Origin of the sequence: Hamadaea sp. NPDC051192 (assembly GCF_040682475.1) — a bacterium.
Classification (GTDB): Bacteria; Actinomycetota; Actinomycetes; order Mycobacteriales; family Micromonosporaceae; genus Hamadaea; species Hamadaea flava.
Window position 1 is genome coordinate 1 of sequence record NZ_JBFBAZ010000146.1, and the last position, 18,794, is coordinate 18,794.

At 70.8% G+C, this 18,794-nt stretch carries 20 protein-coding genes; 6 read left to right on the forward strand and 14 right to left on the reverse strand.

All coding sequences use genetic code 11. The features are described from left to right. A partial coding sequence (locus AB0M47_RS35820) for a transposase (RefSeq protein ID WP_363422093.1) occupies positions 1 to 495 on the forward strand: 495 nt, incomplete at its 5' end. 186 nt (positions 496 to 681) lie between these two features. On the opposite strand, the gene AB0M47_RS35825 is transcribed toward AB0M47_RS35820, so the two are convergent. The 3 genes from AB0M47_RS35825 to AB0M47_RS35835 all read right to left on the reverse strand — a co-directional run bounded on the left by AB0M47_RS35825 (position 682) and on the right by AB0M47_RS35835 (position 3,520). After that, positions 682 to 1,047 carry a zf-TFIIB domain-containing protein gene (locus tag AB0M47_RS35825; RefSeq protein ID WP_363422095.1) on the reverse strand — a complete coding sequence of 122 codons (366 nt, stop codon included), beginning with the start codon at positions 1,045 to 1,047 and terminating at the stop codon, positions 682 to 684. A gap of 42 nt (positions 1,048 to 1,089) precedes the next feature. Continuing rightward, positions 1,090 to 2,028: a hypothetical protein gene (locus AB0M47_RS35830; RefSeq protein ID WP_363422097.1), complete on the reverse strand. Its 939-nt coding sequence runs from the start codon at positions 2,026 to 2,028 to the stop codon at positions 1,090 to 1,092. A gap of 79 nt (positions 2,029 to 2,107) precedes the next feature. Next, entirely contained in the window at positions 2,108 to 3,520 is a 1,413-nt protein-coding gene (locus tag AB0M47_RS35835; RefSeq protein ID WP_363422099.1) for a glycoside hydrolase family 6 protein, read from the reverse strand. A gap of 160 nt (positions 3,521 to 3,680) precedes the next feature. Here AB0M47_RS35835 and AB0M47_RS35840 point away from each other — a divergent pair, with 160 nt between their 5' ends. Further along, the gene (locus AB0M47_RS35840) at positions 3,681 to 4,544 is read left to right on the forward strand and encodes an alpha/beta hydrolase (RefSeq protein ID WP_363422101.1); all 864 of its coding nucleotides are present in this window, start codon (positions 3,681 to 3,683) and stop codon (positions 4,542 to 4,544) included. On the opposite strand, the gene AB0M47_RS35845 is transcribed toward AB0M47_RS35840, so the two are convergent. Beyond that, a complete protein-coding gene (locus tag AB0M47_RS35845; RefSeq protein WP_363422103.1) occupies positions 4,510 to 5,574 on the reverse strand; it encodes a hypothetical protein in 1,065 nt (354 codons plus the stop codon). The genes AB0M47_RS35840 and AB0M47_RS35845 overlap by 35 nt on opposite strands. A gap of 68 nt (positions 5,575 to 5,642) precedes the next feature. Between AB0M47_RS35845 and AB0M47_RS35850 the strand changes: the two genes are divergently transcribed. Next, positions 5,643 to 6,137 carry a DUF6232 family protein gene (locus tag AB0M47_RS35850; RefSeq protein ID WP_363422105.1) on the forward strand — a complete coding sequence of 165 codons (495 nt, stop codon included), beginning with the start codon at positions 5,643 to 5,645 and terminating at the stop codon, positions 6,135 to 6,137. A 102-nt stretch (positions 6,138 to 6,239) separates the two neighbouring features. On the opposite strand, the gene AB0M47_RS35855 is transcribed toward AB0M47_RS35850, so the two are convergent. From AB0M47_RS35855 to AB0M47_RS35865, 3 genes are read right to left on the reverse strand one after another with little or no spacing between them, the layout of a single operon-like run. After that, complete coding sequence (locus AB0M47_RS35855; protein WP_363422107.1) at positions 6,240 to 6,863, reverse strand: TetR family transcriptional regulator; 624 nt, start codon at positions 6,861 to 6,863, stop codon at positions 6,240 to 6,242. Next, a complete protein-coding gene (locus AB0M47_RS35860; RefSeq protein ID WP_363422109.1) occupies positions 6,860 to 7,651 on the reverse strand; it encodes a fatty acid desaturase in 792 nt (263 codons plus the stop codon). The genes AB0M47_RS35855 and AB0M47_RS35860 overlap by 4 nt, the downstream gene beginning before the upstream one ends. Beyond that, positions 7,648 to 9,144, reverse strand: a complete 1,497-nt coding sequence (locus AB0M47_RS35865) for an NAD(P)/FAD-dependent oxidoreductase (protein ID WP_363422111.1) — start codon at positions 9,142 to 9,144, stop codon at positions 7,648 to 7,650. The genes AB0M47_RS35860 and AB0M47_RS35865 overlap by 4 nt, the downstream gene beginning before the upstream one ends. 87 nt (positions 9,145 to 9,231) lie before the next feature. Here AB0M47_RS35865 and AB0M47_RS35870 point away from each other — a divergent pair, with 87 nt between their 5' ends. The 3 genes from AB0M47_RS35870 (at position 9,232) to AB0M47_RS35880 (ending at position 11,546) form a co-directional block, all read left to right on the forward strand. Next, positions 9,232 to 9,972 (forward strand): MBL fold metallo-hydrolase, encoded by a 741-nt coding sequence (locus tag AB0M47_RS35870; RefSeq protein WP_363422113.1) that lies wholly within the window; start codon positions 9,232 to 9,234, stop codon positions 9,970 to 9,972. Positions 9,973 to 10,060: 88 nt separating this feature from the next. After that, positions 10,061 to 10,900: a helix-turn-helix domain-containing protein gene (locus AB0M47_RS35875; RefSeq protein ID WP_363422115.1), complete on the forward strand. Its 840-nt coding sequence runs from the start codon at positions 10,061 to 10,063 to the stop codon at positions 10,898 to 10,900. 64 nt (positions 10,901 to 10,964) lie between these two features. Continuing rightward, positions 10,965 to 11,546, forward strand: coding sequence for a dihydrofolate reductase family protein (locus AB0M47_RS35880; RefSeq protein WP_363422117.1), 582 nt, complete (start codon positions 10,965 to 10,967; stop codon positions 11,544 to 11,546). A 16-nt stretch (positions 11,547 to 11,562) separates the two neighbouring features. On the opposite strand, the gene AB0M47_RS35885 is transcribed toward AB0M47_RS35880, so the two are convergent. From AB0M47_RS35885 to AB0M47_RS35915, 7 genes are all read right to left on the reverse strand, one after another. Continuing rightward, positions 11,563 to 12,339, reverse strand: coding sequence for a glucose 1-dehydrogenase (locus AB0M47_RS35885; protein ID WP_363422119.1), 777 nt, complete (start codon positions 12,337 to 12,339; stop codon positions 11,563 to 11,565). 42 nt (positions 12,340 to 12,381) lie between these two features. Continuing rightward, positions 12,382 to 13,005, reverse strand: coding sequence for a hypothetical protein (locus AB0M47_RS35890; protein ID WP_363422121.1), 624 nt, complete (start codon positions 13,003 to 13,005; stop codon positions 12,382 to 12,384). 65 nt (positions 13,006 to 13,070) lie between these two features. Then, positions 13,071 to 14,441: a ribosome biogenesis GTPase Der gene (gene der, locus AB0M47_RS35895; RefSeq protein WP_253763932.1), complete on the reverse strand. Its 1,371-nt coding sequence runs from the start codon at positions 14,439 to 14,441 to the stop codon at positions 13,071 to 13,073. A 65-nt stretch (positions 14,442 to 14,506) separates the two neighbouring features. Then, positions 14,507 to 15,160, reverse strand: a complete 654-nt coding sequence (gene cmk, locus AB0M47_RS35900; protein ID WP_363422123.1) for a (d)CMP kinase — start codon at positions 15,158 to 15,160, stop codon at positions 14,507 to 14,509. A gap of 232 nt (positions 15,161 to 15,392) precedes the next feature. Further along, positions 15,393 to 16,616 (reverse strand): MFS transporter, encoded by a 1,224-nt coding sequence (locus tag AB0M47_RS35905; RefSeq protein ID WP_363422125.1) that lies wholly within the window; start codon positions 16,614 to 16,616, stop codon positions 15,393 to 15,395. A 53-nt stretch (positions 16,617 to 16,669) separates the two neighbouring features. Further along, positions 16,670 to 18,178 (reverse strand): hypothetical protein, encoded by a 1,509-nt coding sequence (locus tag AB0M47_RS35910; protein ID WP_363422127.1) that lies wholly within the window; start codon positions 18,176 to 18,178, stop codon positions 16,670 to 16,672. Next, positions 18,175 to 18,794 (reverse strand): FAD-dependent monooxygenase (locus AB0M47_RS35915; RefSeq protein ID WP_363422129.1); only part of this gene is annotated, 620 nt, incomplete at its 5' end. The genes AB0M47_RS35915 and AB0M47_RS35910, both read right to left, overlap by 4 nt.

An 18,794-nucleotide genomic window follows, 5' to 3' on the forward strand; every position in this document is an offset into this window, starting at 1 on the left:
AGTTTGCCGAGGTTGCGACGCCTGTCGCGGCGGGTGTCGCGGGCTCGGCGCGGATCGATCAACCGGGGCAAGGCGGTGGCGCGGCTGGCCCGCTGCCACCGGCGGATCAAAGACATTCGCGCCCACGCGCTGCATGAGGTCGCCAACCAGCTGGTCAAAACCCACGACCGGCTGGTATTGGAAGACCTGAACACGGCAGGCATGGTGAGAAACCGGTGGCTCGCCCGGTCGATCAGCGACGCGGGCTGGGCGCAGTTGGCGCGGATGGTCGGCTACAAGCAACTGTGGGCGGGCGGGCAGGTCATGATCGCCGATCGGTGGTTCGCCTCCAGCAAGACCTGCTCGGCGTGCGGTGCCGTGGCTGCCAGCCTGTTGTTGTCGCAGCGGGAGTTCGCCTGCACCACGTGCGGCCATCAGGCTGACCGAGACGTGAATGCCGCCGTGAATCTCGCTGTCTGGGGCGAGCAGCATGATGCCCAGATCCGGGACCCCTAAGTGCGAGGCCCGGTTATCAACGCCTTGCCGAGGGACGGCTCTGACCGGCGGACATCAGCCCGCCAGTGAAACCCGCCCCGTTGACGCAGGAACCCCAACGCCGACCAACCCAGGACGGGCTGGTCGGCGGCAAGGACGCCCGAGAAGGGCGCTGTTGTGCCACCCAACCGGTTGCACAACAGGCTGTCAGTCGAACAGTTCCTCGAAGAAGCTGCCCTTTTTCTTCTTCTTGTGGTGGTAGTCGTGGCCGTAGCCGTCGCTGCCGTACCGGCGCTCCTCGTATCGCGGCTGCTGGTAGTGCTGCTGCTGATACTGCTGTTGCTGATACTGCTGTTGGTGCTGAGGAGCCTGCTGCTGGTACTGCGGCGGCTGCGGTTGGGTCTGCGCGGGCTGGGCCGAGCCGTGGAACGAGTTCTCCGCGTCGACGAGCTTCTCCAGCTCGCCGCGGTCGAGGAAGATCCCCCGGCACTCGGAGCACTGATCCACGACTACCCCGCTGCGCTCATACTGGCGCATCGCGCCTTGGCACTTCGGGCAGGTCATCTGCTGCATCCAACGCACCCTAGCCGCTCGGGCTGGGAGTCGGCTGTGAAGTCAGCCCCGGCGGGCGTCGGCCTGCTCGCCCGGCGCCAGCCAGGTGTGCGCCGTCCCGCTCAGATACGCCACCCAGCTCGTTCCGGCGTGCCGGGCGGTGACGACGAACCGTCCACCGCCCAGGTGCACCGGCACGGTGTCCCCGTCGGCGCCGATCTGCCAGCGCTGCTCGGTCGCCAGGTTGTAGCCGTAGCTCCGCAGCGGACTCGGATCGGGCTGGTCGATCACGTCCTCCTGCTGGGTCCAGAACAGCTTGCGCGAGTCGCCGCTGAACCGGGGCGTGGTGGCGAAGCCGGACAGCTCCGCGCCGCCTCCGCCCCAGGCGGCGATGGTGGTCTCCTTGTTCGACGCGAGATTCAGCACCGTCAGGCAGTCGTCGTAGATCCCCCAGCAGTCCCCGCCCGGGAAGGCGATCGACGTGCCGTCCGGCGACCAGTCCAGCGTGTTGGCGTGCCGCAGTTGGTCGAATCCGGCCCGAGGCGCGGCGGTCCGCTCCTGGCGCCCGGCGACGACTCGGCTGCTGGTGCGGCCGGCGGCGTGGCCGCTCTCGGCCGAGCCGAGCCGCAGGATCGTCAGCATTCCACTGTAGACGTCCCCGGCCCGGTAGGCGAGGAACCGGCCGTCCGGCGACCAGGCCGGGCCGCCGGCGTCCTTACCGTGGGTCAACTCCGTGGTGTAGACGTTCTCCGGCCCGCCCCCGATGTAGGCGACCGTGATGTTGCCGCTCTCGGCGTACGCGACCTCGGTCTTGTCCGGTGACAGCCGCGGCCAGACGGCGTGCCCGTGCTGGCTGACCGGGAACGTCTTGCTCGCCGTACGCACCCAGACGTTTCCGTTGCGCACGAAGGCGATCGGATCGGGCGGCGAAGCGGCGTACGCGTGGGCCGGCGTGACGGCGATGAGGCTGGCGACGGCCAGCGTGATAGCGCGGATGCGCATGATTCCCCCGTGGAACGATTGCGGCGTGACCCGCGGATCTCGCAGGTCACGCCGCATTCTTCCGGAGAGGACGGAAGGTTCAGGAGCAGGCCACGCCGTTGAGCTTGAATCCGGTCGGCGTGCCGTTGGTTCCGCTGTAGGTGGCCTGGAAGCCGAAGCTCGCGGTGCCGCCGGTGGCCAGCGAGCCGTTCCAGCCCACGTCCTTGGCGGTGACCGTGACGCCGGACTGGGTGACCCCGCCGTTCCAGGCGTTGGTGATGATCTGGCTGCCGGTGAACGAGAAGGTCAACGTCCAGCCGTTGATGGCCGGACCCCGGTTGGTGATCGTCACCGTGGCCGTGAACCCGTTGGTCCACTGGCTGTCCACCCGGTACGCCACCGAGCAGGAGGCGGTGCCGGTCGGGCTGGTGCTGGCACTGGGGCTCGTGCTCGCGCTCGGGCTGGTGCTGGCACTGGGGCTGGTGCTCGCGCTCGGGCTGGTGCTCGCGGTCGGGCTGCTCGTCGCGGTCGCGGTCGGGACCACCCCGTTCAGGGCCAGCTGGTACGCCTGGTCCGGCACGAACGTCCCGGCGGCCGCGGCGCACCCGTCGGCCTCGCCCGGCGGCTTGGCCCACACGAACGCGTCGACGGTCGCCTCACCGGTGTTGGTGGTCGGCGGCACGCCGACGCCACGGCCCGCCGGGTCGCACCACTCGCTGCCGTTGGGGCCCTTGCCGTTGCGGCTGACGTCGATCACCTGGTGCAGGTTCGACGATCCGATCGCGTTCAGCACGTTCTTGCCGTACGCGATCTCGTCGGCGGTCCAGCGGAAGTTGGACACGTTGCTGTAGAAGCCGTCCGCACTGCGTACGCCGGCGTTGACGAGTCGCTGCGCCTGGTCGGACGCGCCGTTCCAGGCCGAGTGCCCGGCGTCGAGGTAGACCTTCGCGCTCGGGTTGTTCGTCTTGATCGTGCTGATCGCGTACGCCAGCGCCGAGTTGCGGTTGGCCAGCTCGGTGCTGCTGAGGCAGGACTGCAACGCGATCGAGTCCGGCTCCAGCAGGACCACCGCGGTACGCGTACCCAGCCCGCGCGCGAAGGAGTCGACCCACGAGCGGTACTGGGTGAAGTCCGGCGCGCCTCCGGCGCTGGCGCCGCCGCAGTCGCGGTTGGGGATCTCGTAGACGATCGCCAGCGGGATCTGGTTGGCGGCGTTGGCCCCGGACACGTACGCCGAGACCTCGGACTGGATCGTGCTGGGGTTCCAGCTGGCGAACCATCTGCCCTGTGGCTGGGCGCCGATGCGGTCGCGGATCAGGGCCGCCCGCGAATCGTTGGGGTTGGCCGCCAGCCACTGCAGGACGCGGCTGTTCGGATCCTTGTAGAAGGTGCCGGAAAGCGTGCCGGCGTAGGACGGTTCACCGCCGGCCAGCAGGCCGACGGCGGTGGCCGCGAGGGCGGCCGTCGCGGCGGCGAGGACCGCCGCGAGCCTCGTGCGGGGGGACGAATGCACGGGTTTCTCCTTCATGGACGGGCACTCCCATGGGCGTGGGAGCGCTCCCGGACCAATCTAAGGGCCGCATCGAGATTACGAAAGAGTCAACTCCCTCAATAACCTGCCATGTGAGATACATAACCGACCGGTCGGTCTTATTTATTGCTAGGCTCCGCCCATGACGACCGCCTACAAGCTCACCGGCGGGCTCCTCAACGCCGCCTCCGTGGCCGCCCCGCCCCTCGCCCGCCGGCTGGCCTGGGAACTGTTCCGCCGCCCCACCCGCCGGGCGCGCGTACACCCCAGCGAGCAGGCCGCCCATGCCGCCGCCGTCCGGGAGCAGTACACGGTGGACGGCGTACGCGTCGCCGGCTACCGCTGGGGCGACGGCGACCGGCCCGTCCTGCTCCTGCACGGCTGGGCTTCTCGCGGCAGCCGATACGCCGCCCTGGCCACCGAACTCGCCCAGCGCGGCTACACCGCGATCACCGTCGACGCCCCCGGGCACGGCGACTCCGGCGGCGACACCACGACGATCCTGCAGTACGCCCGCCTCGTCCACGCCGTCCAGGAACGCCACGGCGACTTCCGCGGCATCGTCGGGCACTCCTTCGGCGTTCTGACCGCGTTCCACGCCATGCGTACCGGCGTACGCGCCGACACGATCGTCACCGTCAGCGGCATCAGCGAGTTCAGCTACCTGATCGCCGAGTTCGCCCGCCAACTCGGACTCCGCCAGCAGCTCACCGCCGACCTCCGGCGGCGCATGGAGAAGATGCTCGGCGGCGGCGACGACCTCTGGACCCGGCTCAGCAGCGACCACCGACCCGAACTGCTCACCCAGCCGATGCTGATCCTGCACGGCAGCGACGACGAGTTCGTCCGCGTCGACCAGGCTCACCGGCTGCACCAGGCGTACGCGCAGTCCCAGCTGATCCTCACCGAAGGCCTCGGACACCGGCGCATCCTCGGCGACCCGCGCATCGTCCAACCGGCCGCCGGCTGGATCAGCGCGCCAGCCGCCGCAGCACCACCCCGATGAGCCCCACGACGACCAGCACCAACCCGGTGATGCCGACGGCGAACATCAGCCGATTGCTGGGCTGGCCGCCGTCGTCCACCGCCAGCGTCTGCTCCTGATCACCCGACGCCGACGCGGGCGGAGACGGGGTCGGCCGCGCCGCCGGAACATACCGGCGCAACGTCGTCGGACCCGCCGGCTCGTCACACGCGGTCACGAACGCCGACCCGTCCGGCGTGTACGCGATCGCCTCACCCTGCTGCTCGTCCGGCAACGGAGTCGCCCGCGGCTGCTCGTCGGTCAGCGTCTTGACGATGTCGCCGTCCACCACGTCCCACTCGAACGCGTCGGCGTACGTGCGCAACACGACATGACGGCCGTCCGGCGACACCGCTCCCCCGGTCACCAACCGGCGTCCGATGCTGTCCAGGAAGTTCGGCGTCTGCGAATCCGGCAGGCGCACATACCCGACGCGCTTCAACGGCACCCCGTCGGCCGACTTCGCCACCAGCGGGCCGGTCGGCACGAAGATCTCCGACCGCCCGCCCAGCTCCTTCGTCACGATGATCGGCGTACCGTCCGCCGCCAGCAGCAACGTCTCCGCGTCATGCGGCCCGTCCGGGTACGCCAGCCGGTAGATCACCGGGCTCTTCGCCCCCGGCGCCAGCTTCCATACCGCGATGGTCTTGCGGCGGACCGACGCGTTGTAGTTGTCGCCGATGTCGGCGACCCACACCGTGCCGTCCTTGGCCAGCAGGACATCCTCGGGATCCCGAGCCGCCGTCGGATAGCCCACCGACTTGGTGAGCTTGCACTTCTTGTCCAGGTAGAAGATGCGGATCGCCGAGGGATCCCAGTTCGAGTCGTTGATCGCGATGTAGCCCGACGCGGTGACCACCAGCCCGGACAGCTCGCTGACCCGATCGTCGTTCACGATGCACGCGACCGACATCTCCCCCGGCTCGGCGTACGCCGCCCCCGGGACGAGCGCCACCGCGCCGGGCACCAAGGCCGTCAGCAGGAAGGACAGGAGAGCCGCCGAGATCCGCACCCGACCAGTGTGGCAGTTCGGCTTGCGACCGGCTCGTACCGTTGAGGGCGAGCCCTCCGGAGGCCACCATGATCACGTTCTATCGGGATGCGACGGTCGTGGTGACCTCCGCGTACCTGCAGATCGAGAACCGGCGCTGGCGCCTGTCCGACCTCGACTACGTCTGGCATTCCGAGAGCGCGGCGACCTGGCGCGTACGCAGCCGCACCGCCGGCCGCGGCATCCTCAACACGATCATGACCTTCGCCGGAATCATCGGGCTCGTCATCCTCATCGCCTTCGTCTCCGCGGCGTACACGGAGGCCAACGTCGGCGGCGTACACGTGCCGCGCAACACCCTGCTGCTGCTGGCCGTCGTCCTCATGCTGGGCGGCTTCGGCTGGGCGATCTGGGAATGGATGCTGCACCGCGTCGACGACAGCTACGACAAGGGCGACGCGGTCTACGAGATCTGGGCCTCGGCCACCGGCACGGAACTGCTGCTCCTGCGTCTTGAGGACTACACCCGGTACGCCAAGATCTACCGCGCGATCGAGCGTGCCATGGAATACCACCAGCGCTGACCCCCCACGCGCGGGGGCGTTGATCATGGAGTTTGCCCCCTCGACACGCCGTCGAGACCACAGTTAACTCCATGATCAACGGGGAGAGGCGGGGCGAGCGGGTTAGCGGGGAGAGAGGCGGGGGCGGCGGCGGAGGGTGGGGAGTTTGTCGAACGCTGCGGCCAGCCGGGCGGCCTGCCCGAACGCGGCTTCCGGCCGGCTGCGGTCGCCGTCGAGGTGGGTCAGCGTCTGCATGCCCAGGTAGTACGCGACGGCGGCGCGGGCGGCGGTCGGCACGTTCACCAGGCGGCCCAACGGTTTGCCGCGCAGCAGCCGGCCCAGGATCTCCTCCGCCAGTCGTTCCCATTGCCGGGTCTGCGCCGCCATCGCGGCCGCCAGCGGCGACCCCGGTCGGGCGGCGGCGACGAGTTCCTGCACCGCTTCGATGTGGCCGGACTCGGTGTCCTCGGCGTACAGGGTGCGCAGCGCCGCGACGAGCGGCACCGCTTTGGTCACGTCGGCCAGGGCCGTGCGGTAGCGCTCCTCGCGCAGTTCGCTCGTGTACGCCGCGGTCGCCGTGAACACCTCGTCGAGATCGGCGAAGTGGTAGTAGATGACGCCGGGGGCGAACCCTCCGAGGGCTGCGATCGACCGGGCGGTCGTTCCGGCGTACCCGTGGGTGCACAGCGCGAGGATCGCCGCCCGCAGGATGCGCTCGCGGGCCGCGACCCGGGGACCTGAGGTCATGGCACCGCCACCGGCTGTACGCCCGCGCGGGCGAGGAACGGGTCGAGACGCCGGGCGAGTTCCGGCAGGTGATGGCTCGGGACCTGCGGATAGAGATGGTGTTCGAGGTGGTAGGTCAGTTCGAGGAAGATCGCGGGGATGATCCGGCCGCGCAGCGTGCGGGTCTGCCGCAGCGGCTCGTCGCCGTAGTCGTGGTGCGGCAGGTAGACCGTGAGCAGCGGATACACCCAGCTGCCGACGATCGCCAGCACCGCATAGACCAGTACGCCCGGCGTGACCGGCCACAGGAGCACTCCGCCCGCGACGGCGGCGACCGGGATCGCCGCCTCCAGCAGCAGCCAGAGCCGGTCTCGCCGGCCCGACCGGGCGAACGCCCAGCTCCACAGCCGGACCAGGAACACCGGCCCGTAGCAGACCGCACCGGCGAACGACAGGTTGGCCGGGTAGCCCTCCGGGTCGTCGGGGCTCGGGAAGAGCCGATGATGCTGCCGGTGCGTGATCCGGTACGCGTGCCCGCTCTCCAGCAGCACCAGGCCGAGCGCGAACAGCCAGCGGTCGGTCTCGGGCTCGGTCAGGCCGAGCGTGCGGTGCACGACGTCGTGGGTGACCGTGACGACGGCGACGAAGATCCCGAAGACGATCAGCGGCGTCAGCCACCAGAGCCCGAGCCACATCGCCGCCGCGAAGGCGGCGACCCCGAGATAGGGCCGGGCCAGCGCGATCCTGCGGCGGGCGGGCGTCGTCACCAGCAGATCTTCGCCCAACTCGCGCATCGTGGGCAACTTCATGACCGCCGCCTTTCCCGAAGGATTCCGTCGGCGACGATCCGGCTGCCGAGGACACAGGCGACAGTGCCGAGTCCGGGCCAGGTCGAGTCGCCGACGAGCCATAGACCCCGTCCGCCGAGGTCATGCGGGACGGCGAACTGGTTGCTGTTGCGCAAGGTCTGATGCGGGCCGCCGACCGCGCCATCCGGGCGGAAGGCGTACCGCTCGAAGGCGCGCGGCGTGCCGACCTCGGCCACCACCGCCCGCTCCCCCAGCGCCGGGTACGCCCGCCGCGCCAGGGTGATCAACCGCTCGCCGATCTCCTTCTTGCGCTGCGCGTACCCCTCGGTGTCGAGGGTGGACCATCCGGGCAGCGAGGTGTGCGTGGAGATCATGACGGCGCGATGCCCGGGTGGCGCACTGAGCGTGTCGCCGGGCGCGGACACCGAGACGAACATGTTGTTGCCGTCGCCGAACGGCTGCGCGTAGTCGTGGCAGAACTGGTGGTGGGTGAGGCGACGGTCGCCGACCTCCCGTTCGGGCACCCCGAGGAAGACGATCACCGCCCCACCCAGTTCCCCCCGGTCCCGCTCCAGGTAGCGGGTCAGCCGCCGGGCCACCGGCAGGTCGCCGCACAGCGCCTGCGCGGCGGGCGCCGGAATCGCGAGCACCACCTGGTCCGCGCGGGTCACCCCGCGGCTGGTCTCGATCTCGAACCCGGCCCGCACGCGGTGGACCCGTGTCCCGGTCCGGTCCCTGCCGCCGAGCTTCCGATAATGGGCCACGAGGGTACGCCAGAAGCCGTGCATGCCACCGTGATGCCTGGTCAGGCCGGCCCCGCGGATGGTGATGCCGAGCGCGGCGTTGATCAGTGGCGCGCGCTCGACCGTGCTGTGCACGGTGTCCTCGACGAGCATGCCCAGCAGGGTCTTCAGCGCCCGGTCCCCGTCGACTCCGTGCTTTCGCATCGAATGCCGCAGTGTCTGGCGCAGCTTCAGAGCGTGTGGTGCGTTGGCGAGCCCGACGGCGGTCAGGTTGTGCAGCACGTCGGCGGGGCGGCGCATGGGCAGCTTGATCCCGTTCCGGCTGGCCTGCCAGAAGACGTCGGCGATCCGGTCCAGCTCGGCCCAGAAGGCGCGGTGGTTGGCGTCGTCGCCGAACTTCGCGAGCCGTTCTGCGTGCCACTTCTCGTGGTCGCGATGCAGCGTGACGGTCCGGTCGGGCAGCCACGCCTCGTAGCCGGGCAGGTGCTCGCCCTCGATCGCCGGGGCGCCGACGCTGTCGAGCAGTTCCGCGCCGACGCCGCCGGGTTCGAAGTCGACCAGGGTGGTCGCGCCGACGTCGAACGAGAAGCCCTTGTGCCGCCAGTAGCCGGCGCAGCCGCCGAGGTGGCCGTGCGCCTCGAAGACCACCGTGGACAGCCCGCTCGCCTGGAGCCGCAAAGCCGTCGCCATCCCGGCCAGCCCACCGCCCACAATGGCCACGTCGGTGTTCTGAACGTCTGTTCTGAACATGTGTTCAGAGTGGCCTCATGGCTGTGTCTTTGTCAATATCAGCCCTCCGACTCGGCCCGCCGCGCGCCGGGAAGCTATGGTCAGGGCATGCGGCTGACCGTTCTCGGAGGCTGCGGCGCCTGGCCCGAACCGGCCTCGGCCTGCAGCGGATTCCTCGTGGAGCACGACGGCTTCCGGCTGTTGCTCGACCTCGGCTACGCCACGCTGCCGCAACTACTCACCCACATCCCGGCCGACCAGGTCGACGCGGTCTACATCACGCACGGGCACCCCGACCACTGCTCCGACCTGAACCCGCTGCTGCGGGCGCGGGCCATCGGCGGCCGGGCGGCGGCGCCGCTGCCGATCTACACGCTGCCCGGCGCGATCGACGCGGTCATGGCCCTCGACCGGCCCGGCTGGCTGGACGAGTTCGCCGACATCCGGGAGTTCACGGCCGGCGACGCCTTCGACATCGGCCCGTTCCAGGCCGTCACCGCGCTGCTGCCGCACTGGGTTCCCAACGCCGGCATCCGGCTGACCGCCGACGGCCGCTCCCTCGTCTACACCGGCGACGGCGGTCCCGGGCAGGCCGTGATCGAGCTGGCCCGGGAGGCGCAGCTGCTGATCGCCGAGGCGACGTACGCCGAAACCGTGCCGGACGACGCCAAGGGCATGCTCACCAGCGCCGCCGAGGCGGCCGCTCAGGCGACCGAGGCGGGCGTACGCGGCATGCTGCTGACGCACCTCGAACCGGGCACCGACCCGTACGCCGCCCGCGCGGCGGCCCGGCAGAACTTCTCCGGCCCGATCGGCGTCGCCACCCCAGGTCTGGCGATCGAGTTCTGAGCGGCAACCGGCTGGTCGGGTTGCTTGTCGACCGCACCGCCGCTTACCGGACCGCTGCTGAACGGCCGAGTTCGGCGATGATGTCGCCGTGAAGTATGTGTCGAGGGTGCCCGGTCCGCCGCTGGACGGGCTGATCGGCGACCTCTACTACCTGGAGGGCGTCCCGCCCTACTCCCGGTTGCTGCTGCCGGCGGCGCCCGCGCCATTGCTCATCGTCAACCTCGGGGCGCCGTTTCTCCTCCGCGCAGGCACCGACGAAGAAGCCGTGGTGTACGCCGACGGCTGCGCGGTCACCACGCCCACCCGAGCGTGGGAGTTCGGCTACCCGACCCCGACCCGGTCCGTCGGCGTCCACTTCAGGCCGTGGGGGCTGGCACCGTTCCTTCCGATGCCCGCGGCCGAGTTGTGCGACCGGCCGGCAACGGTGGAGCAGATCTGGGGCCGGCCAGCTATCGCCGCGTTGCGACACCGATTGACCTTGGCCGACGCACCGCACGACATGCTGATGGTGCTTGAGGAGGAACTGGTGCGACGGCTGCGGGTGATCGACGGTCTTGACCTGGTCCGCCGAATGAGCAGCGCCATCGCGGCGACAGGCGGGACAGTGCCGATCAGCGACATCGGTGTGGCGGCCCGCGCCAGCAGCACGTATCTGGCGAAGCGGTTCAAGGCCATCGTCGGTGTCACGCCGAAACGGCTGGCTCGCAGCTACCGCTTCAGCTCCACCGTGTTGGCGATCGACGTCGCTGCGCCGATCGACTGGGGCGAGGTCGCCGCCGGCGCCGGATACTTCGACCAGGCCCACTTCGTGCGCGAGTTCCGGGAGTTCACCGGGCTCACGCCGACCCGGTACGTCGAAGTCCGGCAGCGATTCCTGCGCGATCATCCCGGCCACGCCCTGGACGGCTGGCCGCTCCCAGCCGATTGATTTCGTACAAGAGCGTCAGTTCACTTCGCACAAGACTGGGAACTCCACGACAGAGGAGGAATCCATGGGCAAAGTGGTCATGAACGCGTCGGTCTCGGTGGATGGTTTCATCGCGGCGGAGAACGACGATCCCGGTCCGATCTTCGAGTGGCTGGTCAGCGGCGAGGTGCCGTTGGACGACAGCGGCGTTCTGAAGGTGTCGCAGGCCTCTTACCACCACATCCGGCCGTACTGGGACGAGATCGCGGTGACCATCGCAGGCCGTCACTCCTTCGACATCACCGACGGCTGGGATGGGACGCCTCCGAGCGGGATCGACCATGTGGTCGTGGTGAGTCACCGTGGTGCGCCCGAGGGCTGGGACCTCCAGGCGCCGTTCCACTTCGTCGACGGCATCGAGGCAGCCATGGCCAAGGCGCGGGAGCTTGCGGGTGACCGCACTGTCGAGGTCGCCGCCGGCGACGTCGGCGGCCAATTCCTCGCCGCAGGTCTGGTCGACGAGGTACGCATGGACGTCGCGCCCGTCGTGTTCGGCTCCGGCAAGCGCTACTTCGGCTCCGTCGACGCCCAGCACCTGCTGGACGGCCCAGACGTCGTTGTTCAGGGCAACCGGGTGCTTCACCTGCGCTATCGGGTACGCCGTTGACCGACCTGAAGGCGGCTTATCGGCTGGTCCAGCCGCCGTCGATGACGACGGTCTCCCCGGTGATGAGGGAGGCGGCCGGCGAGGCGAGGAAGACCACGACTCCGGCGACCTCGATCGGTTCACCGATGCGATGCAGCGCCGCCACCCGTTCCAGCACGTCCGCGCGGAACTCCTCGTCGGCCAGCACCTCAGCCGTGCCCGGCGTACGCACGAAGGTCGGCGCGACCGCGTTGACGGTGATCCCGTGCCGTCCCCATTCGACGGCGAGGCATTTCGTCAGGTGCGCGATGGCCGCCTTCGTCATGCAGTAGATCGCTTCGCCCGGCAGCGCCACGACGCCCGCCTGCGAGCCGAGGTTGACGATCCGCCCGTAGCCCTGCCGGATCATGACCCGGCCCGCGGCCTGGCTGGCGAAGAACGTGCCTTTGAGGTTCACCGCCAGCGTCTGGTCGAAGTCGGCCTCGACGACGTTCTCCGCGAGGTTCTCCGGCGCGATCCCGGCGTTGTTGACGAGGATGTCCAATCGGCCGAACTCCGCGACGGCCGCGGCGACGGCCGGTTCGATCTGGTCCATCCGCGCCACGTCCATCTGCACCTTCAGCGCGCGTCGCCCCCGGGCGGCGATCTGTTCGGCCACACCGCCGTCGGCGTTCACGTCCCGCAAACCCAGCACCACGTGCGCGCCGGCCTCGGCGAGTGCCAGCGAGATCGCGCGACCGAGACCTCGGGCCGCGCCGGTGACGAGGGCGACCTGGTCGCGTACGTCGAAGCGGGGAAGGGCGGCGTCCGTCATGGACCTCAGCCTAGAGGCGCGGCTGCCGAACAGTCCGGCGCGTCAGTGCAGTGCCGCCACGAGGTCCGAGATCGCGGCCGGCGCCTTGGCCCGGAAATCGGCGAGGAGGCGCTCCTGGTCGGACTTGGCAACGTCGTCCGGGTAGAGGTCGGTCTCCAGCACGACCCACAGCTCGGCGTTGGCCTTGCGCGCCTGAAGCAGCATGCGCCACTGGACGAACTTCGCCACGTGCCGCTTGGAGACCAGCAGGTACGCCTCGTCGGCGAGACCTGGAATCGCCGCCACGGTGTGGCCATCGGTGGCCCACGGGTCGTATCGCTCGACGGCTGCGCGGCTGCCGGCGTACTCGTCTTCGGCCCGATCGCGCCCGTCGCCCGACCAGAAGGTCGCGGTGACCAGCCAGACGCTGGCGTGCAGCTGCCAATCGGCGGTCGGCGACTTGCGCCACCGGCAGGCGTGCTCGCTCGGGTCCGCGGCCGGGTCGTCGCCGGACTCCGCCGTGCCGATCAGCGCCTTGGCGTCGGGGCTGCCGAGCGCCGCGCAGACGTCGTCGACGCCGAGGTAGGGACCGTCGTCGAGGAGCAGCACGCGGCCGGTGATCCCGGCCGCGGCGAGCACGACCAGCGTGACGCTGACGAGCCCGACTGTCTTCCAGCGCTTAGCCACCCGGACAGGGTAGAGGAGATCGACATCCCGGTGGGTCCCTGAGTCCCCAAAGGACGGACGAACGGTCAGCGCTTCTTGGCGCGCTCCTCCCGGCGCGTACGCACGGAGATGTCGATCGGGCTGCCCTCGAAGCCGAACTCCTCCCGCAGCTTGCGCTCGACGAACCGAACGTATCCCGCGTCCAGCGGACCGGTGGAGAAGATGACGAACCGCGGCGGAGCCACGCCGGCCTGCGTCGCGAAGAGCACCCGCGGCGCCTTGCCACCCCGGACCGGGTGCGGCGTGGCCTGCACCAGCGCCGTCAGCCACTGGTTGAGCTGCCCGGTCGGGATGCGCTGCTCCCAGCTGGCCAGCGCCGTACGCAGCGCGGGCGCGAGCTTGTCGACCGCTCGCCCGGTACGCGCGGAGACGTTGATCCGGGCCGCCCACGGGATGCGCTTGAGTTCCCGCTCGATCTCCTTGTCGAGGTACCAGCGGCGGTCGGCGTCGACGAGGTCCCACTTGTTGAACGCGATGACCAGGGCACGCCCGGCCTCCACCACCATCGTGAGCAGGCGCTGATCCTGCTCGCTGATGACCTCGCTGGAGTCGAGCAGCACGATGGCGACCTCGGCGGCCTCGATGGCGGCCTGGGTACGCAGCGACGCGAAGTACTCGGTGCCGCTCGCCTGCCCGGCTCGCTTGCGCAGCCCGGCGGTGTCGACGAACTGCCACACCTCGCCGCCCACGGTGACCAGCGAGTCGACGGGGTCCACAGTGGTCCCGGCGACCGAGTCCACGACCGAGCGCTCTTCCCCGGACAGCTTGTTGAGCAGGCTCGACTTGCCGACGTTGGGCCGGCCGACGAGCGCCACCCGGCGCGGGCCGCGCGGACGGTCCTCGACGATCACCGGCGCCTCCGGGATCGCGGCCAGGATCGCGTCGAGCAGGTCGCCCGAACCCCGGCCGTGCAGAGCCGACACCGCCTGCGGCTCGCCCAGGCCGAGCGACCACAAGCTGGTCGCCTCGATCTCGATGGCGTTGTTGTCGGCCTTGTTCGCGACCAGGATCACCGGCTTGCGGCTGGCCCGGAGCATGCGGACGGCGGCCTCGTCGACATCGGTCGCCCCGACGGTCGCGTCGACCACGAACACGACGACGTCGGCCGTGTCGACGGCGATCTCCGCCTGCCGGGCGATCGCGGCCGCCCGGTCCTTCGCGTCCGGGATCCAGCCGCCGGTGTCCACCACGGTGAACTGGCGGCCGTTCCAGTACGCGTCGTAGGCCACCCGGTCCCGGGTGACGCCCGGCTTGTCCTCCACGACCGCCTGCCGGCGGCCGATGAACCGGTTGACCAGCGTCGACTTGCCGACGTTGGGTCGCCCGACGACGGCCACGACCGGGTTGATCGGCGCGGGACCGTCCTCGGAGCCGACGACGTCCTCGACCCACTCGATATCTTCAGACACGTTGATTTCTTTCACTTGTCGAGGAGGTCTGCCCCTGGATTCAGGGGGGTCGCTCACTTGTCGAGCAGGCGCAGCAGCTCGGCGACGACCTCGTCGATGCCCAGCTCGGTGCTGTCGAGGACGACCGCGTCGGCCGCCTGCTTGAGCGGGTCGGTCTTGCGGGTCGAGTCGAGGTGGTCACGGCGACGCAGGTCGGCGGCGGTCGCGGCGTGGTCGGCGGCGTGCTCGGCGCTGCGCCGGGCGGCGCGCGCGTGCTCGGACGCGGTCAGGTAGACCTTCAGGTCGGCGTCGGGCGCGACGACGGTGCCGATGTCCCGGCCCTCGACGACGATCCGGCCCGCCTCGGCGATGATCTTCCGCTGCAGGTCCACGAGCAACTGGCGAACGGCGGGGACGGCCGCGACGGCGGAGACCGCCTTGGTGACCTCCTGCCCCCGGATCGGGCCGTCGACGTTGACGCCGTCGACGCTGATCGACGGGGCCTGCGGATCGGTGACGATCTCCAGGTTGGCCGCGCTCACGATCTTGTAGATGCCGTCCGGGTCGGTCAGCTGCGCGTCCGCCTGCAACACAGCCCAGGTGGCGGCCCGGTACATCGCCCCGGTGTCCAGGTAGCGGGCGTCCAGCTTCGCCGCGAGCCGCTTCGAAACCGTCGACTTGCCCGACCCGGACGGTCCGTCCACGGCCACGACCACCGTCTGCGTCACGCCTGCCTCCCGCTCCCGCTCGCGGCCCGGCGCCGCTTCACCGTCCCATTCTGCCCGGTCCCGGCCGCGAGGTCCGCGTCAGGCCGCCGGAACGTGCCGGACATCTCCTCATGTCCCATTTTTGATACGCCGAAAGCAGCGCCCCGGGCCTGTTCCCGTCCAGCCCAGATCACGGATGGGCATGCCTGCCCGGGCGGTTCATCCCGACGGATCGGTGATCTGCGGGCGTCGGTCAGGACGGGTGCTGGGCGAGGTCGGGGTCGGGAATCGGACGCGGGCGGGGTCCGGGAGTCGGCCGCGGACGGGCGGCGGCGAGCGTACCGGCGCCGACGGCGATGGCGAGGAGACCGCCCAGCGGCCAGACGAGGGCCGGCGAGTGGGCGTACAGGGCGGTGCCGAGCGCCGGGCTCAACGTCATTCCGGCGATCGACGCCGCGCCGTAGAGGCTCTGGTAGCGACCGGCCATCCCGTCCGGGGCGGCGTCGGCGGCGTACGCGGTCGCGGTCGGCTTGTAGAGCATCTCCCCCGCCGTCACCACGATCATCATGGCGACCGCCGCGATCAGGCCCAGCCCCGTGCCGAGCAGCAGATATCCGGCCCCGACGAGGAGGAAGCCGACCCCGATGACGGCGATCGCCGAGTGCCCGCGCAGGCGTGCCGCCAGGGCTGCCTCGGCGAGCACGATGAGCACGCAGTTGAGCGAGATGAGCAGGCCGTACGCGGCGGTCGGCTGGCCGTGGTCGCGCAGCCACAGCGGCAGGACCGTGTACTGCAGCCGGTAGACGGTGTCGATGGCGACGATCGCGGCCAGCAGCGCGAGGATCGCGGGCCGGGCGCGCAGTGCCGCGATCATGCTGCCGCCGCCCCGGGTATGCGCGGTCGAGCCGGCCGGGCGTGGCACCCGCGCGAAGATGACGACCCAGAGGATCGCGCTGGTCACGGCGTCGAAGGCGAACAACAGCCCGAAGTCGTACGCCGCGAACAGCGCCCCGAGCGGCGGGCCGACGATGGTGCCCGCGTTGGACACCGAGCGGGACAGGGCGATGCCGACCCGGCGCAGGTCGGCCGGGATGGTGGTGGCGACCAGGGCGCTGCCGACCGGCCGGTTGATCCCGCCGATGGCCCCGGCCACCGCGATCAGCACCGGCAGCGCCGTGATCGGGGTGATCGGCACGAGCGCGCAGCAGACGACCCAGCCGCCGACCGCGATCAGCATCGTGCGCCGCAGCCCGAACCGGTCGCCGATCCAGCCGCCGCCGAGGTTTCCGGCGATCACCCCGACCCCGTACGCCGCGGTGATGAGCCCGGCGGTCGGTGCGCTGACGCCACGGTCGACGACGAGGTAGAGCGTCATGTAGAGCCAGGCCAGCGACCCGGCGGCGCTGACGAACTGGCCGATCATCAACACGCGCAGCCAGCCGGGCAAGCGGCGGATGGTGTGGACGACGTCGCGCACGGCAGCCTCCCCAGGCCAGTGAGTTCCCAATGGGAACTTACCAGACCGCGGGGCTACCGGCCCGCCCGCAGGTACGCGTTCGACAAAGCCAGCGCGATGACGCTGAAGACGACGCCCAGGTAGACCGGGAAGAGGTGTTCGAAGGAGGTGTATCCGATTCCCTTGTGGATGATGAGGGCCGGGGCGAAGCCGGCCGTCGCCGCCCCGGCGAGCGTCCACCACACCCACGCCTCGCCCCGCCGCCAGCCCCACAGGCTGAGCAGCACGATCGCCGCCGCGGTGGCCATCAGCAGCCCGCCGAACCCGGCCCGGTCGTGGGCGATGAACGGAGCCAGGTGCGGGTTCGCCGCGTCCAGGAACGCCGGATCGGTCCCCAGGAAGACCAGGTCGGTGTCGACGAAGACGCCGGTCAGCCCGACGATCGACACGGTCGCGCCGCCGGCGAACAGGCCGACGCCCGTGACGATCAGCAGCAGCTGCCCGGCCAGCGCCCGGCGGCGTTCGGGTTCCGGGCCCTCCGGCGCGATCGTCCAGCGGGCGACCGCCGGCCGTCGCCAGGTGGCGAGCAGGAACATCGGGAACAGCACGACCGCCAGCGCGGTGTGCAGCGGCTCGACGAATCCGGTGCCGAGGAAGTAGAGCAGCGTCGGGAAGCCGATGAGCCCGGAGACCAGGTACGCCACCCGCGCCCACGGCCAGCCGCGCCGGATGCCGCCCCAGGCGAGCCCGGTGTAGAGGATGCCGATCGCGACCATGCCGCCCGCCATCGTGATCCGGTCGTGTTGCAGGAAATGGGCGAGCCGGGCGTTCACAGCGTCCACATCAGACAGGTTCATGCCGAGGAAGTCCTGGTCGTACCAGAGCAGCACCGGGCCGAGCGTGATTCCCGCCGCCACGAGGCCGCCACCGGTCATGGCCAGGCCGACGATCAGCCCCCACACCCAGGCGGGCCACCGGCGCGGGTCGAGCCCGGCGTCGCGTACGCGGGGCGCGGGCTCGGTCGGCTGCCGGGCCTCGATCACCCGCTGGAACCAGCCCGGCCCGGCTTCGACCAGGACGGCCGGGGTCGCCAGCACGGTCGCCGACTCGTCGGCCAGGGCGGCCAGCGCCCCGTCGATCGACGGCTCGGTCAGGCGTACGACGTCGGGCGGGTCGCCGACGATCACGCGGTCGACCAGCGGCGCGAGCTGCTCGGCCACCTCTGCCGTGGCGGCCCGGCCGATGACCTCGCAGCGGCGGCCGGCCAGCGCCGCGCGTACGGCTGGAAGATCCGCGGCCTCGACGGGACCGATCTCGATCACCGAGGCCCCCTGCACCGCAAGCGCCCGGATCGCGTCGCGGGCCACGCTCACCGGCACGCTGGCCCCGAACCGGCCGGCCAGGTCAGCCGGGACCGCCGGGTGGTCGAAGACCGCCGAGACGGCCTCGGCTCCGCCCGGCAGCGAGACGAGCGTGGCCAAGCCGTGCAACGCGGCGCGCTGCGATCGGCGTACGCCCAGCACAGCGGACGCGAGCGGGCGCAGAGGATGGTAGGTCCAGTCCGGCATGCGCCAGATGGTCACACATCCCAGCGCAGCACGGGGGCCAGCCCTCGCAGGGTCAGCGCTGGCGGGACCAGCCGGGCGACCAGATCCCGGCCCAGTACGCCCACCGGCGAAGCCAGTTGCCCGACCCGGCCCAGCCGCCGGGAACGCCGCACGATCGTCTGCGTACGCCGTCGCCGCAGCGCGTCGTAGCGGGCCAGCCCGGTAGGAACGTCCTGCGCGGCGGTCACACAACGGGCGAGCGTGACCGCGTCCTCCAGCGCCTGGCACGCGCCCTGCCCCAGGTTGGGCGTCATGGCGTGCGCGGCGTCGCCCAGGTACGCGACCCGGCCGCTGACGAAGCTGGGCAGGTCCGGCAGGTCGGTGATGTCGTGGCGCAGCACCGCCTCCGGGGCGGTCGCCGCCAGCAGCGCCGGAATGGGCTCGGGCCAGTCGCCGAAGCGCCGCAGCAGCTCGGCGTGCTCGCCGTCCGGACAGCGTCCACCGGCCGGCACGGTGGCCGTGGCGAAGCAGTAGAACCGGCCGCCGGTCATCGGCGCGAAGCCGAACCGTTCGCCCCGGCCCCAGGTGACCGCGCCGTCGGCGGGCGCGGCGAACGCGGCGATCATCCGCCAGGCGGTGTAACCGGCGTACC

What these genes read in the sequence shown, in the direction of transcription:
- AB0M47_RS35825 (WP_363422095.1), bottom strand. Translation starts at nt 1,047, where the DNA reads ATGCAGCAGATGACCTGCCCGAAGTGCCAAGGCGCGATGCGCCAGTAT.
- AB0M47_RS35830 (WP_363422097.1), bottom strand. Translation starts at nt 2,028, where the DNA reads ATGCGCATCCGCGCTATCACGCTGGCCGTCGCCAGCCTCATCGCCGTC.
- AB0M47_RS35840 (WP_363422101.1), top strand. Translation starts at nt 3,681, where the DNA reads ATGACGACCGCCTACAAGCTCACCGGCGGGCTCCTCAACGCCGCCTCC.
- AB0M47_RS35850 (WP_363422105.1), top strand. Translation starts at nt 5,643, where the DNA reads ATGATCACGTTCTATCGGGATGCGACGGTCGTGGTGACCTCCGCGTAC.
- AB0M47_RS35855 (WP_363422107.1), bottom strand. Translation starts at nt 6,863, where the DNA reads ATGACCTCAGGTCCCCGGGTCGCGGCCCGCGAGCGCATCCTGCGGGCG.
- AB0M47_RS35860 (WP_363422109.1), bottom strand. Translation starts at nt 7,651, where the DNA reads ATGAAGTTGCCCACGATGCGCGAGTTGGGCGAAGATCTGCTGGTGACG.
- AB0M47_RS35865 (WP_363422111.1), bottom strand. Translation starts at nt 9,144, where the DNA reads ATGTTCAGAACAGACGTTCAGAACACCGACGTGGCCATTGTGGGCGGT.
- AB0M47_RS35870 (WP_363422113.1), top strand. Translation starts at nt 9,232, where the DNA reads ATGCGGCTGACCGTTCTCGGAGGCTGCGGCGCCTGGCCCGAACCGGCC.
- AB0M47_RS35880 (WP_363422117.1), top strand. Translation starts at nt 10,965, where the DNA reads ATGGGCAAAGTGGTCATGAACGCGTCGGTCTCGGTGGATGGTTTCATC.
- AB0M47_RS35885 (WP_363422119.1), bottom strand. Translation starts at nt 12,339, where the DNA reads ATGACGGACGCCGCCCTTCCCCGCTTCGACGTACGCGACCAGGTCGCC.